The sequence below is a fragment of the Streptomyces lateritius genome (genome assembly GCF_014649715.1).
Lineage (GTDB): Bacteria > Actinomycetota > Actinomycetes > Streptomycetales > Streptomycetaceae > Streptomyces > Streptomyces lateritius.
The window spans coordinates 244,824-258,134 of the sequence record NZ_BMTO01000002.1 but is presented as its reverse complement, the minus strand read 5'-3'; the positions used below and the strand labels follow the sequence as shown (position 1 = coordinate 258,134).

At 71.4% G+C, this 13,311-nt stretch carries 10 protein-coding genes and 2 tRNA genes; 5 read left to right on the top strand and 7 right to left on the bottom strand.

Features of this window, described 5'->3' with window-relative positions; translation table 11 throughout:
• Positions 1 to 53 precede the first annotated feature (53 nt).
• The 3 genes from IE136_RS04500 to IE136_RS04490 all read left to right on the top strand — a co-directional run bounded on the left by IE136_RS04500 (position 54) and on the right by IE136_RS04490 (position 4,596).
• A complete protein-coding gene (locus IE136_RS04500; RefSeq protein ID WP_229818626.1) occupies positions 54 to 2,315 on the top strand; it encodes a TOMM precursor leader peptide-binding protein in 2,262 nt (753 codons plus the stop codon).
• Between the two features lie 353 nt (positions 2,316 to 2,668).
• Positions 2,669 to 3,889: a sensor histidine kinase gene (locus IE136_RS04495; RefSeq protein WP_158988544.1), complete on the top strand. Its 1,221-nt coding sequence runs from the start codon at positions 2,669 to 2,671 to the stop codon at positions 3,887 to 3,889.
• A 98-nt stretch (positions 3,890 to 3,987) separates the two neighbouring features.
• The gene (locus tag IE136_RS04490; protein ID WP_158988545.1) at positions 3,988 to 4,596 is read left to right on the top strand and encodes a response regulator transcription factor; all 609 of its coding nucleotides are present in this window, start codon (positions 3,988 to 3,990) and stop codon (positions 4,594 to 4,596) included.
• A gap of 104 nt (positions 4,597 to 4,700) precedes the next feature.
• On the opposite strand, the gene IE136_RS04485 is transcribed toward IE136_RS04490, so the two are convergent.
• On the bottom strand, positions 4,701 to 5,552 hold the full coding sequence (locus tag IE136_RS04485) for an AfsR/SARP family transcriptional regulator (protein ID WP_158988546.1): 852 nt from the start codon (positions 5,550 to 5,552) through the stop codon (positions 4,701 to 4,703).
• A gap of 248 nt (positions 5,553 to 5,800) precedes the next feature.
• A tRNA-Ala gene (locus IE136_RS04480) sits at positions 5,801 to 5,873 on the bottom strand.
• Between the two features lie 129 nt (positions 5,874 to 6,002).
• Between IE136_RS04480 and IE136_RS04475 the strand changes: the two genes are divergently transcribed.
• Together IE136_RS04475 and IE136_RS04470 are read left to right on the top strand one after the other, a co-directional pair.
• A complete protein-coding gene (locus tag IE136_RS04475; protein WP_158988547.1) occupies positions 6,003 to 6,551 on the top strand; it encodes a helix-turn-helix domain-containing protein in 549 nt (182 codons plus the stop codon).
• Positions 6,552 to 6,624: 73 nt separating this feature from the next.
• Entirely contained in the window at positions 6,625 to 7,929 is a 1,305-nt protein-coding gene (locus IE136_RS04470; RefSeq protein ID WP_189599543.1) for a serine/threonine-protein kinase, read from the top strand.
• Positions 7,930 to 7,977: 48 nt separating this feature from the next.
• Here the strand turns inward: IE136_RS04470 and IE136_RS04465 are convergent, their stop codons facing one another.
• The 5 genes from IE136_RS04465 to gyrA all read right to left on the bottom strand — a co-directional run bounded on the left by IE136_RS04465 (position 7,978) and on the right by gyrA (position 13,309).
• On the bottom strand, positions 7,978 to 9,276 hold the full coding sequence (locus IE136_RS04465) for a hypothetical protein (protein WP_158988549.1): 1,299 nt from the start codon (positions 9,274 to 9,276) through the stop codon (positions 7,978 to 7,980).
• Between the two features lie 239 nt (positions 9,277 to 9,515).
• The gene (locus IE136_RS04460) at positions 9,516 to 9,650 is read right to left on the bottom strand and encodes a DLW-39 family protein (protein ID WP_003958712.1); all 135 of its coding nucleotides are present in this window, start codon (positions 9,648 to 9,650) and stop codon (positions 9,516 to 9,518) included.
• A 147-nt stretch (positions 9,651 to 9,797) separates the two neighbouring features.
• Positions 9,798 to 9,871 (bottom strand) — tRNA-Ile (locus tag IE136_RS04455).
• 96 nt (positions 9,872 to 9,967) lie between these two features.
• Positions 9,968 to 10,585, bottom strand: coding sequence for a DUF3566 domain-containing protein (locus IE136_RS04450; protein ID WP_158988550.1), 618 nt, complete (start codon positions 10,583 to 10,585; stop codon positions 9,968 to 9,970).
• 99 nt (positions 10,586 to 10,684) lie between these two features.
• Entirely contained in the window at positions 10,685 to 13,309 is a 2,625-nt protein-coding gene (gyrA, locus tag IE136_RS04445) for a DNA gyrase subunit A (protein WP_158988551.1), read from the bottom strand.
• Positions 13,310 to 13,311 lie beyond the last annotated feature (2 nt).

The following is a 13,311-nucleotide window of genomic DNA, read 5'->3' as shown; positions in this document are numbered from 1 at the left end:
GGGCCGGGGGCGGACCACGGATCGGCTGGCGCAGCCATCTGCGGAGCCTCGTCGTGACGGGCGAGGCGGTGTATCTGGTCTCCGGCCGGGGGGTTCGCGCGGTGCGCGGCGCCCCGGCCGAGGCGCTGGCCCCCCTGCTCGACGGCACCCGCACCCCCGACGAGGTGCTGCGTGAGGCCGCCGCGCGCGCGGCGGCGACGCCCGCCGCCCCCTCCCCCGAGGAGCTGCGCCGCGCCCTCGCCGAACTCTGGTCCGCCGGTCTCCTCCGCGCCCACCCGGACCCCGCCGCGACCCCCGGCACGGGGGCCGGGCCACCGGCCGCCCACGACCGCTCGGCCGAGGCCTTCTGGGATCTCGCCGGCACCACCCCGCCCGCACGTACGGCCGTACGACTGCTCGTCCTCGACGGCCCGGTGTCGGAGGAGGAGGCGCGGGCCGCCTGCGCCGCCTCGGGGCTCGACGTCGCGCCGCCCGGCGCCCAGGCGTCGGACGCCGAGGTCACCCTGGTGCTCTGCACCGACTATCTGGACCCGCGCCTCGCCGACGTCGACGCGCTCCAGCGCGCCGCCGGCCGCCCCTGGATCCTGGCTCGCCCCGGCGGACCCGAGGCCTGGACCGGCCCGGTCCTGCGTCCCGACGACGGCCCCTGCTGGCACTGTCTCGCCGAACGCCTGCGCCTCCAGCGCGGCTCTGAGGCCCCCCTGCACCGCGCTCTGGGCTGTACGGGCCCGGTCGCGCGGCCCGACGCCTCGCTCGCCGCGAGCCGCGCGGCCGGCCTGCACACCGCCGTCCTGGAGACCGCCAAGTGGCTGGCCGGCGTGCCCGGTCCGACCCGCGACGCGGTCCACACCGTCGACGCCCTCACGCTCGACTCGGCCCGGCATCCGGTGGCCCGCCGCCCCCAGTGCCCCTCCTGCGGCGACGCCGGTCTCGTCCGCGCACGGGTCCGCGCCCCCTTCGTCCCCGCCCCCCGGCCCAAGGCGGCGGACGGCGGCAACGGCCACCGCGCCCTGTCGCCGCGCGAGATGCTGGAGCGCTACGGCCACCTGGTGGGCCCGGTCACCGGCGTCGTACGCGAGGTGCGCCGCGACCCCCGCAGCCCCGCCTTCACCCACAGCTTTCTCTCCGGGCACAACCTGGCGATGCGCGCCCCGACCCTGGCCGGACACAGTGCCGGGCTGCGGGCGCTCAGCGGCGGCAAGGGCCTCACCTCCGAGGAGGCCAGGGTCAGTGCCCTGTGCGAGGCCGTCGAGCGCTACAGCGGCTCCCGGCACGGCGACGAGCCCGTGGTCCGCGACAGCTTCCGGGCGCTCGGCCCCGCCGCCGTCCACCCGGACACCGTGCGGCTCTACGACCCCCGCCAGCTGCGCGACCGGGACGCCTGGAACGCCTCCGGTTCCCCATTCCAGTACGTCGGCCGCCCCTTCGACGAGGACGCCCCGGTCGACTGGACGCCGGTGTGGTCCCTGACCGGAGGCGTCCAGAGGCTGCTGCCCACCTCGCTCCTCTACTTCGACGCCGACCCCGCCGCCCCACTGCGCGCCGACTCCAACGGAAACGCCGCCGGTTCCAGCCCCGAGGACGCCTTCGTCCAGGGCTTTCTGGAGCTGGTCGAACGCGACGCCGTCGCCCTGTGGTGGTACAACCGCACCCGGGCGCCCGCCTGCGACCTGGACGCCTTCGCCGCCTCGGGCGACGCCTGGATCGAGCCGCTGCGCGCGGGCTACCGCTCCCTGGGCCGCGAGATCTGGGCCCTGGACCTGACCTCCGACTTCGGCATCCCGGTGGTGGCCGCCCTGTCCCGGCGCACCGACGGACCGCCGGAGGACGTGCTGTTCGGCTTCGGCGCCCACCTCGATCCGCGCATCGCGGTGCGCCGCGCGCTCACGGAGATGGGCCAGTTGCTGCCGGCGGTCGTCGACGCCCGCCCGGACGGATCCGGTTACACCGTGGACGACCCGCACGCCCTCTCCTGGTGGCGCACCGCCACCGTCGCCGGTCAGCCCCACCTGCTGCCCGATCCACAGCGCGCCCCGAGCCGGCCCGGCAGTTGGACGTACACAGCGCGCGCCGACCTCTCCGAGGACGTGGCGGCGCTCGCCGCGCTCGCCGACGAGCGGGGTCTGGAGGTCCTCGTCCTGGACCAGACGCGACCGGACATCGGGCTTCCGGTCGTGAAGGTCGTGGTCCCCGGCATGCGCCAGTTCTGGCCACGTTTCGCGCCGGGCCGCCTCTTCGACGTGCCGGTCGCGCTCGGCCGGCTCGCCGAGCCCACTCCGTACGCACGCCTCAACCCGCTGCCGTTGTTCGTCTGACCACCCGGTCCGCCACCCACCGGACCGGCCCCCGCACCCGCACCGCACCCGCACCCCGCCCGCCCGAGGGAACCTCCCTCCTCCCGATCCCCTTCTCCCGGCCACCCACGGCCGACCGCCGCCGCAGACTCTGTCCGGCCGCAGGGCGAATCCGACCCGCGCCGGAGGCTGTTGGACGAGGTCACAGCACGGCGGAGCCGCCGGAGGGCGACCGGATCCCACCCGAACCCGACCGGGATCTCCCGGGCATCCACCGAAGCCGTCCGGAAGCCGACAGGGCGTCACACCGCCCCGGCCCGGTATTGATACCTTCCGGTATGTTTTCCCCCTCCACAGAGAAGTCGTCGCGCCTGATGAACTCACGTGAACAGCAGTTCGACGAGCTGGACAGCAGTGCCTCGTACCTCTCTCACGAGGACTCCGACCTGCCCGCCCCGAGGCTGGCCCGCACCGTCCTGCTGGCCGCGATGGCCGGCTATTCCCTGGTCACGGTGGTGAACATCCTGGGCGCCGGACTGTCACCCGCCGAAACCTGTGTCGGATTCACCGCACTGCTCGTGGTGTTCGGACTCCAGGTCGCCCACTCCCGCCCGCAGGCCCGCCAGAGCCCTTACTGGCGCCGCGTGACCACCCTGACGTTGCAGGCCGTCTTCTGTTTCGTACCGCTGGCGCTGTTTCACATGGCGTGGGGAGCGATGGGTGGCTTCTTGGCCGGTTCCGTACTCCTGCTGCTGCCCGGCCGGGCGGCCTGGCCGCTCTACGGCGCGATCGGGGCGTCGCTCTTCGCGTACTCGGCCGCGGCCGGCCACACCCTGCTCGACAGCGTCTACACCTTGGAGGCCACGCTCGTCACCGGGCTCGTGGTGTTCGGACTGAGCAGCCTGACCGGTCTCGTGACCCGGCTGCACGCGCACCGCGCCGACCTGGCCCGGCTCGCGGTCGCCGGCGAGCGGCTCCGCTTCTCCCGCGACCTGCACGACCTGCTCGGCTACAACCTGTCCGCGATCACCCTCAAGACCGAGCTGGTACGCCGCCTCGTGCCGGACATGCCGGAGCGGGCCAGGGACGAGACCGACTCGATCCTCGCCCTCTCCCGCCAGTCGCTGGCCGACGTGCGCAAGGTCGCCACCGGCTACCGCGACATGTCTCTGCGCGAGGAGGCCGCCGCCACCCGCTCGATGCTGGAGGCGGCGGGCATAGAGGTGGAGGCGGCCATCGACATAGGCCCGCTGCCCTCCCAGATCGACACGGTGCTCGCCACCGTGCTCCGCGAGGGCGTCACCAATGCCCTCCGGCACAGCCGCGTCCACCACTGCACCATCCGGTGCTGGGAGAAGGACGGCGTGGTCACGCTCAGCCTCGGCAACGACGGCGTGGACCCGGAGGACGGCGGCTACGAGGGCGTGGACCGCGACGCGCGGAGGGCGGACGACCCGGGCGGCACCGGCCTCGGCAACCTCACCTACCGACTGACCCGCGTCGGCGGCAGCCTCACCACCGAGCTGAGCGACAACGGCTGGTTCCGGATGACCGCCCGGGCCCCGGTGCACCCGCACGTCTGCACCACCCGATGACCACCCCTGTGCAAACTGTGCCCAACAATCGGAGAAAGCGCGCAGAAACCGAAAAAGTGTACTGTGAGCACGGTCAAGATGCGGGGGGATTCACCACAGTGATACGCATATTGCTGGCTGAGGACATGGAAATGGTCCGGGGGGCGCTCGTGGCGCTGCTGGGCCTGGAGGACGACCTGGAAGTGGTCGCGCAGGTCGAGCGCGGCGACAAGATCCTTCCCGAAGCGCTGAAGGTCCGGCCCGACGTGGCGATCATCGACATCGGCCTTCCCGGCATCGACGGCATCAAGGCGGCCGCGCTCCTCGCCGAGGAGCTCCCCAGCTGTCGCACCCTCATCCTGACGAGTCTGAGCCGCCCCGGCGTCCTGCGCCGGGCCCTGGACGCCAAGGTGGCGGGCTTCCTGCCGAAGGACGCCTCGCCCCAGGACCTCGCCGAGGCGGTACGGCGGATCGCGGCCGGCCACCGTGCCATCGACCCGCAGCTGGCCCTCGCCGCCTGGGACAGCGCCGAGAGCCCGCTCACCGAGCGGGAGATGGAAGTGCTCCGTCTCACGGCCGAGGGCGACGAGGCACCGGAGATCGCCGCCCGGCTGCACCTGTCCACCGGAACCGTCCGGAACTACCTGACCTCGGTCGTCACCAAGCTGAACGCCCGCAACCGGGTCGACGCGGTGCGCATCGCGCACGAGTCCGGCTGGCTGGTCTGACCCCGCCGCCGGCCGGCCGAGGCCCCCGGCCGGCGCCACCTGGGCACGACCCGCGCACCGCAGCCCGCCCACCGCAGCCCGCCCACCTCAGCCATTGCCCGGCGTCAGCCGCCGGTCCGCATGAGTTCGAGCCCGGCGTGCCGGGGATCCAGCTCGAGCTCACCGGAGAGCACCGCCCGGTGCAGCAGCTGCAGCCGGTGCGAGGGCTCCACCCCCAGCTCCTCGATCAGCGTCCTGCGCAGTTCCTGGAAGACCTCCAGCGCCCGCCAGACCCCGCCCGACCGGTACAGCGCGGTCATCAGCTGGGCGGCGAGGTTCTCGTTCATCGGGTGCCGGGCGACCAGCATCCGCAGCTCGGCCAGGAGCGAGGCGTGCCGCCCGAGCAGCAGGTCCGCCTCTATGCGCTGCTCCAGTACGCGGGTGCGCTGCTCCTCCATGCCGAGGACCTCCACCCCCAGGACGCGTCCGACCGGCACGTCCACCAGCGCCGTGCCGCGCCATAGTCCGAGCGCCCGCTCCAGCATCGCGGACGCGGCGCGCGCGTCACCGGCCTCGAGCGCTACCGAGCCACGGGCCGCGAGGGACTGGAACTCGCGCAGATCACTGTCCTCCGGGCGAAGGGCGAGGCGGTAGCCGCCGAAGCACGTGCTGAGCACGGACTTGGCGTCCCCGGCCCCGGCCCCGGTTCCGGCGCGATCAGCGGCGGCGCCCGGCTGCCCGGCGCGCAGCGCCGCGGTCACCTTCCGGCGCAGATGGAGGATGTACGTCTGCAGTGTGGTCGCCGCGCTCTTGGGAATCGCGTCACCCCAGATCTCCTCCATCAGCGTCGGCACCGTCACCACTCGTTCCGCCCGGATGGCCAGCAGCGCGAGCAGTTGGCGCGGCTTTCCCGCACTGGGCACGATCGACTGGCCGTTCAGACGGACAGCGAGCGGTCCGAGAATCCCAACATCCATGACACTCCCCCAAAGCGATTCGGCGTGAAGGACTGACCCGCGGTGTCGGTGTCGACGATGGCACGCCTGACCCGTGTCACCCAGTGCCACGTTCATGGAGTGGAGGGTGACCAACTCACTCGAGCGAGGCCCGAGCCCGGGACGAGCCCGGGACGAGGGCAGGACGAGGGCAGGACGACGGCGATGGGCCCCGGAACCACCAAAAAGCCCCTCCACCTGCGTCGCCGCATGTGGAGGGGCTGATCCGGTGGAGCCTAGGGGAGTCGAACCCCTGACATCTGCCATGCAAAGACAGCGCTCTACCAACTGAGCTAAGGCCCCGGAACGAGAACAGAGTACCGGGTCACCCCCTCGATCCCGCAAAAGGATTGGGACTCCCGGTCGGCGACCACGCTCCGTAAGATGCTGACCGAGGTTCGCAGTGGCGAACCGCAGGGATGGGGAGAAGTAATGGATGCAGCGCAGCAGGAAGCCACGGCAAGAGCCCGAGAGCTTCAGCGCAGTTGGTACGGAGAGCCGCTGGGGGCGCTCTTCCGTCGTCTCATCGACGATCTCGGGCTGAACCAGGCCAGGCTCGCGGCCGTGCTCGGACTGTCGGCACCCATGCTCTCCCAGCTGATGAGCGGCCAGCGGGCCAAGATCGGCAACCCGGCGGTCGTCCAGCGCGTCCAGGCCCTGCAGGAGCTCGCGAGCCAGGTCGCCGACGGCAGCGTCAGCGCGGCCGAGGCCACGGACCGGATGGACGAGATCAAGAAGTCCCAGGGCGGCTCCGTGCTCACCGGCACCAGCCAGACCACCAACAGCTCGGGCGCGCCGACCGTGCGCCGGGTGGTCCGCGAGATCCAGTCGCTGCTCCGCTCGGTCGCGGCCGCCGGTGACATCATCGACGCGGCGGACTCCCTCGCCCCGGCCCACCCGGAGCTGGCAGAGTTCCTCCGGGTGTACGGCGCCGGTCGCACCGGGGACGCGGTCGCCCACTACGAGTCGCACCAGAACTGACGACGACGGAACTGATCCGGCAGAGCTCGCACGGTGGAGCTGGCACGACACGACGGGGAGCGGGCACAGCGCGATGGGTGAGGTCTTCGCGGGTCGGTACGAACTGATCGACCCGATCGGACGCGGTGGCGTAGGAGCGGTCTGGCGCGCGTGGGACCACCGGCGCCGCCGCTATGTGGCGGCCAAGGTGCTCCAGCAGAGCGATGCCCACACACTGCTCCGCTTCGTCCGGGAGCAGGCGCTCCGGATCGACCACCCCCACGTTCTCGCCCCGGCCAGCTGGGCCGCGGACGACGACAAGGTGCTGTTCACCATGGATCTGGTGGCCGGCGGCTCCCTGGCGCACGTCATCGGCGACTACGGCCCGCTGCCGCCGCGCTTCGTCTGCACGCTGCTGGATCAGTTGCTCTCCGGCTTGGCCGCGGTGCACGCGGAGGGGGTCGTGCACCGCGACATCAAGCCGGCGAACATCCTGCTCGACGTCACCGGGACCGGGCGGCCGCATCTGCGGCTGTCCGATTTCGGCATCTCGATGCGCAAGGGCGAACCCCGCCTGACCGAGACCAACTACGTGGTCGGGACGCCCGGTTATTTCGCGCCCGAGCAGATGATGGGGGCGGAACCCGACTTCCCGGCCGACCTCTTCGCGGTCGGTCTCGTCGCGCTCTATCTGCTCCAGGGCCGGAAGCCCGACTCCCGCGCCCTCATCGAGTACTTCCTGGCGCACGGGACGCCGGGTGCCCCCCAGGGCATTCCGGAGCCGCTGTGGCAGGTCCTCGCCGGTCTGCTCCAGCCCGACCCGCAGGCCCGTTTCAAGACGGCCACGGGCGTGCGCAAGGCCCTGACCGCGGCGGTCGAGATGCTGCCCGAGGCCGGCCCGGGCGAGGAGCCGGTCGAGGTCTTCGACCAGATCGGCCCGCTGCCCCCCGGCTTCGGCCCGAACGGCCCCGAGGCCCCTTCGCCGGCCGCCCCCGCCCCCGTACGCGTCCAGCGGCACCCCGAGGAGCCGCAGCAGCCCCAGCAGCCGCTGCCGACCCCTTCCGAGACCGGCAGCTTCCACCTGCCCCCGCCCCCGCGGCAGCAGCCCGCACCGCCCCCGCAGCCGGTCGCCGCCCCCGCGCCGCACCCGGCCGCCGTCACGCCCCTCGCCGCGCATACCGACCCCGCCCTCGCCTACGTCCCCACGGCCGCGGTGCCGTACGAACAAGCCTCCACCCGTTCGTACACCGCTCACGCCCCGCGGATTCCCGCCCAGGCCTCACCGGCGGCGCAGAGCCCGGCACAGCGGCCGGGACCGCCCCCGAAGGTGGCGATCCCGGTCCTGTTCGTCGCGCTGATCTGTTTCGCGGTCGGCCTCTGGGCCCTCACCCAGACCTGAGAGCCTTCAGGCCTGAGACCCCCAGGCCTGAGGCCCGCCCCGGCGATATCAGGCCGCCCCGCGCCGCCGTGCCACGACCGTCCACACGCCGAGCCCGAGGACGAGCACGGTCCCGCTGCCGATGCCGGCCGCCGCGACCACGCGCATGACGTCGCTCCGGTCCGCCTCCGCCCCGCCCCGACCGTCGGCAGCCGCGTCCCGGTCGTCCTCGGTCACCTTGAACGGCCCGGCGTCCCCGTCGTACGCGGGCCCCGCCTTCGCCGTGCCCGTGACGTTCACCCGCAGCGTCAGCGGCACCGGCTTGTCGCCGTACGCCTTGGCGATGTCGGGGCTGAGCGTGGCCGACAGGTAGTACCAGCCCGCGAACCGCAGGGCGCTCGTGTAGCTGTTGGAGGAGTAACGGTTCTCGAAGGCCACCGGGCGGTGCGGGTCCAGTGCGAGCGTCGCCGGGTCCCCGTCGTAGCCGACCGTGTCCTGGTCGACGTGTCCGCGGGCCGGGTTGTCGAGCGACAGGACGAGCGCGTTGCCGACGTACGTGTCGCCGGAGGCGCTGCTGCCCAGTTCCGCGCTGGCGAAGATCTGCTGGCCCCAGTCGACCGGCACCCGGTAGAAGAGGGTCTGGCCGGGCTTGATGTCGGAGCGCCACTCGCCCTGCCGCAGCGAGGTGGCGTCGTGGAAGCCCGCACCGCCCTGCCGCTTCTGCGGGCCGCCGGCGGGCGGCTGGGGCGTGCCGGAGGGCCAGTCCTCGGGCAGTTCGGTGGGTCCGGTCTGCTTCACGCCCGGCTCGGTGAGGTGGCGGATCTCCAGTTCCCAGTCCTCGGGCGTGGAGACGGCCTTGGAGGTCCGCTCGACCAGCACGTAGTAGGCGCCCGCCTGCTGACAGATGGAGCTGTCGGCCTCGATCGTGCGGGCGGCGTACGCGGTGACGGGCCGGGTGAACCCGGCGGACCCGAAGGACGCGTCCTGATAGCCGCACTGCGTGCCGGAACCGTCCTGCAGGCTCACCTTGATGCCGTCGCCGTACTCGGCCTTGGCGCCCGGCTTCGGCACGGCGACCACCGAGACGTAGGCGTTCTGCTTGGCGTCGAGATCGACCCGGTAGTAGAGCTTGCCGTCCTTCTTGATGGAGTCCCGGTAGCTCTGACCGGTCTTCAACTGCTGGGAGTCCAAGCTGGAGGCGGCGCCGTCGATCTGCTCGGCCGCGCCGTCGAAGGTGTACGGGCTCTCACCGGCCGCCCAGGCCCGCCCCGGTAGCGCCCCGGCCACGAATACCGTCGCGGTCGCCGTGGCGCACGCCGCCGCGACCAGCCTCCCGGCCGTCCGGATCCCCCCGCGCTGCCTCTTCACGCGCTTCTCCTCGTCGTGTCCGTGTCCGTGCCCGTGGTCGCCGCCCCGGAGCCCCGGCGGCCCGGGCGCCGGTCCATCCTGCCCCGCCCGCCGGCCGCCAGGATCGCACTTTGCTTGCGCAATTCAACAATTTACGAACGCGAACTCAAAGGTCGGCCGGTGCAGAAGGCAGGGCAGAACAGAGCGAGGCCCCGGCCGCTCATTCGCGGCCGGGGCCTCGCCCCTACACAGTCTGCGTCTCAGACACCCGAACCTGCGGGCACGGAGTCGGTCGCCTCCGTCCACAGATCCTGCTCGGCGCGATCCGCCTGGATCTGGCGGTACACGAGGAGCCCGCCGATGGCGGCCAGTGCGACCAGGAGAAGCTTCTTCACCGCGCGACCTCGTCTTTCGTTGACGTAGGAGACTTCTGACGCCCACTCTACACACCGGCCGATACCGATCGGTGACCTACTCCCGGGGCTTCCGCGACAAAAAGCGATCGGCCCGGACGGAGAATCCGTCCGGGCCGATCGTCACTGTGGGGCTAACAGGATTTGAACCTGTGGCCTCATCCTTATCAGGGATGCGCTCTAACCAACTGAGCTATAGCCCCGCCGCGCTCTGCGAGGTGTCCCGCGCGCTGACTCCTGAAGATTAGCGCACGTCGGGGCCAGTCCCAAAATCGGTTCCCGATCACCCGACGGCGGCGCTACTCGTCCTCCGCCAGCGTGAGCTCCACACCGCCCACGAAACCGGCCGACAGGTTGTAGATGAACGCGCCCAGGGTCGCCAGGGCGGTCATCAGGACCACGTCGATGACCGCGATGACCGAGGTGAACATCAGCACGCGCGGCAGCGAGAGGAACGACTGCAGGTCGAAGCCGTTGGACTCGTTCGAGCCCGTCGCCTCGCTGATCGTGCCGCCGACGGTCGAGAAGACACCCATGGCGTCCATGACCATCCACAGCACCGACGCGGCCACCACCGTGCAGATGCCCAGTGCGATGGAGAGCAGGAAGCTCACCTTCATCACCGACCACGGGTCGGCCTTGGCCACCCGCAGCCGCGCCTTGCGCGTACGAGGCGTGGTGCGCGCCCCCGTACGCGGCCGGCGCACCGCGGCGGCGTTCTGGCCGCCCGCCTGGCCGACCGCTCCGCCCGCGCCGCCGGCCGTGCCACCGCCCGCACCCGCGCCCGGCGCCTGAGCGCCGTACGCCTGCGGAGGGTGGTACGGCCCGCTCGGCTGCTGCGCGCCCGCGCGCTCGCCGGGCAGCGGCCCGTTGTACGTCTCGTAGGACGAGGGCTTGGGCCCCCGAGTGTCCGTCACCGCAACCCCCTGGGAGTCCGTGGCGGGGCCACGGGCGCCGTTCGCTCCACCAGAAGCTCCGGCAGCCGCCGATCCGGCGCCCGTGGCTCCACTCACGCTCTACTCCTCGTGCTCCCCGGCCGAGGGCTCGTTGCCCTCGGCTGCCTCGACCGCGGTCGCGGCCTCGACGACTTCGCCGTTCTCGGCCTCGGTCCCGACCGCGTCGACCTCTTCGGCCTCGCTGCCCGCCTCGGCGTTCCGTGCGATGCCGACGACGGCATCGCGCTTGCCCAGGTTGATCAGCTGGACGCCCATGGTGTCACGGCCGGTCTCCCTGACTTCGTTGACTCGCGTACGAATCACACCACCAGAGAGCGTGATGGCGAGGATCTCGTCCGTCTCCTCGACCACCAGCGCGCCCACGAGCGAGCCGCGGTCCTCCACGATCTTGGCGGCCTTGATACCGAGGCCACCGCGACCCTGGACGCGGTACTCGTCGACGTTGGTCCGCTTCGCGTACCCACCGTCGGTGGCGGTGAAGACGAACGTACCCGGCCTGACGACATTCATCGAGAGCAGCTCGTCGCCTTCGCGGAAACTCATCCCCTTGACGCCCGATGTCGCTCGTCCCATCGGACGCAGCGCGTCGTCCGTCGCGGTGAACCGGATCGACTGCGCCTTCTTGCTGATGAGCAGCAGATCGTCCTCCGCCGACACCAGCTCCGCGCCGATCAGCTCGTCGTCGCCGCCGTCCTCCGTCTCCCGGAGGTTGATCGCGATGACACCACCGGACCGCGGTGAGTCGTAGTCCTTCAGCGCGGTCTTCTTCACCAGACCGCCCTTGGTGGCGAGCACCAGGTAGGGCGCGGCCTCGTAGTCGCGGATCGCCAGGATCTCGGCGATCTGCTCGTCCGGCTGGAAGGCCAGCAGGTTGGCCACGTGCTGGCCGCGCGCGTCCCGGCCGGCGTCCGGAAGCTCGTACGCCTTGGCCCGGTAGACCCGCCCCTTGTTGGTGAAGAAGAGGAGCCAGTGGTGGGTGGTGGAGACGAAGAAGTGGTCGACGATGTCGTCCTGCTTCAGCTTCGTACCGCGCACACCCTTGCCGCCGCGCTTCTGCGAGCGGTAGTCCTCGGTCTTCGTACGCTTCACATAGCCGCCACGCGTGATGGTGACGACGATGTCCTCCTCGGCGATCAGGTCCTCGATGGACATGTCACCGTCGAAGGGCACCAGCTTGGAGCGGCGGTCGTCGCCGAACTTCTCGACGATCAGTGCCAGCTCCTCGCTGACGATGGCGCGCTGACGCTGCTCGGAGGCGAGGATCGCGTTGTACTCGTTGATCTTCGCCTGCAGCTCGTCGTGCTCGGCGACGATCTTCTGGCGCTCCAGGGCGGCGAGCCGGCGCAGCTGCATCTCGAGGATGGCGTTGGCCTGGATCTCGTCGATCTGAAGCAGGCCCATCAGGCCCTCGCGCGCGATCTCCACGGTCTGGCTGCGCCGGATGAGCGCGATGACCTCGTCGATCGCGTCCAGCGCCTTGAGCAGACCGCGCAGGATGTGCGCGCGCTCCTCCGCCTTGCGCAGCCGGAAGCGCGTACGACGGACGATGACCTCGATCTGGTGCGTCACCCAGTGGCGGATGAACGCGTCGAGCGAGAGCGTGCGCGGCACACCGTCGACGAGCGCCAGCATGTTCGCGCCGAAGTTCGTCTGCAGGTCGGTGTGCTTGTACAGGTTGTTCAGGACGACCTTGGCGACGGCGTCGCGCTTGAGCACGATGACGAGCCGCTGACCGGTACGGGACGAGGTCTCGTCGCGGACGTCGGCGATGCCACCGATCTTGCCGTCCTTCACCAGGTCGGCGATCTTCTGCGCGAGGTTGTCCGGGTTGACCTGGTAGGGCAGCTCCGTGACCACCAGGCACTGGCGGTTCTGGATCTCCTCGACCTCGACGACCGCACGCATCGTGATGGAGCCGCGGCCGGTGCGGTACGCCTCCTCGATGCCCTTGCGTCCCACGACCAGCGCACCGGACGGGAAGTCCGGACCCTTGATCCGCTCGATGAGCGCGTCGAGCAGCTCCTCGTGCGTGGCCTCCGGGTGCTCCAGCGCCCACTGGGCGCCGGCCGCGACCTCGCGCAGGTTGTGCGGCGGGATGTTGGTCGCCATACCGACCGCGATACCCGCCGAGCCGTTGACCAGCAGGTTCGGGAAGCGCGCCGGCAGGACCGTCGGCTCCTGGTTACGGCCGTCGTAGTTGTCCTGGAAGTCGACGGTCTCCTCGTCGATGTCCCGGAGCATCTCCATCGACAGCGGCATGAGCTTGCACTCGGTGTACCGCATGGCGGCCGCCGGGTCGTTGCCCGGGGAGCCGAAGTTGCCGTTGGAGTCCACCAGCGGCAGGCGCATCGACCACGGCTGGGCCAGCCGGACCAGGGCGTCGTAGATCGAGGAGTCGCCGTGCGGGTGGTACGTACCCATGACGTCACCGACGACGCGGGCGCACTTGTAGAAGCCCTTCTCGGGCCGGTAGCCGCCGTCGTACATCGCGTACAGCACGCGGCGGTGGACGGGCTTGAGACCGTCCCGCACGTCCGGCAGCGCACGGGACACGATGACGGACATCGCGTAGTCGAGGTACGAGCGCTGCATCTCGGTCTCGAGCCCCACGGGCTCCACGCGCATGCCCACGCCCGGAACCATCGGCTCCTCTTCGGGCATCACAGGGGTGTTCTCGTCGGCCATTG

Coding starts and splice junctions, on each gene's coding strand:
- IE136_RS04495 (WP_158988544.1), top strand. CDS start 2,669: ATGAACTCACGTGAACAGCAGTTCGACGAGCTGGACAGCAGTGCCTCG.
- IE136_RS04485 (WP_158988546.1), bottom strand. CDS start 5,552: ATGGATGTTGGGATTCTCGGACCGCTCGCTGTCCGTCTGAACGGCCAG.
- IE136_RS04475 (WP_158988547.1), top strand. CDS start 6,003: ATGGATGCAGCGCAGCAGGAAGCCACGGCAAGAGCCCGAGAGCTTCAG.
- IE136_RS04470 (WP_189599543.1), top strand. CDS start 6,625: ATGGGTGAGGTCTTCGCGGGTCGGTACGAACTGATCGACCCGATCGGA.
- gyrA (WP_158988551.1), bottom strand. CDS start 13,309: ATGGCCGACGAGAACACCCCTGTGATGCCCGAAGAGGAGCCGATGGTT.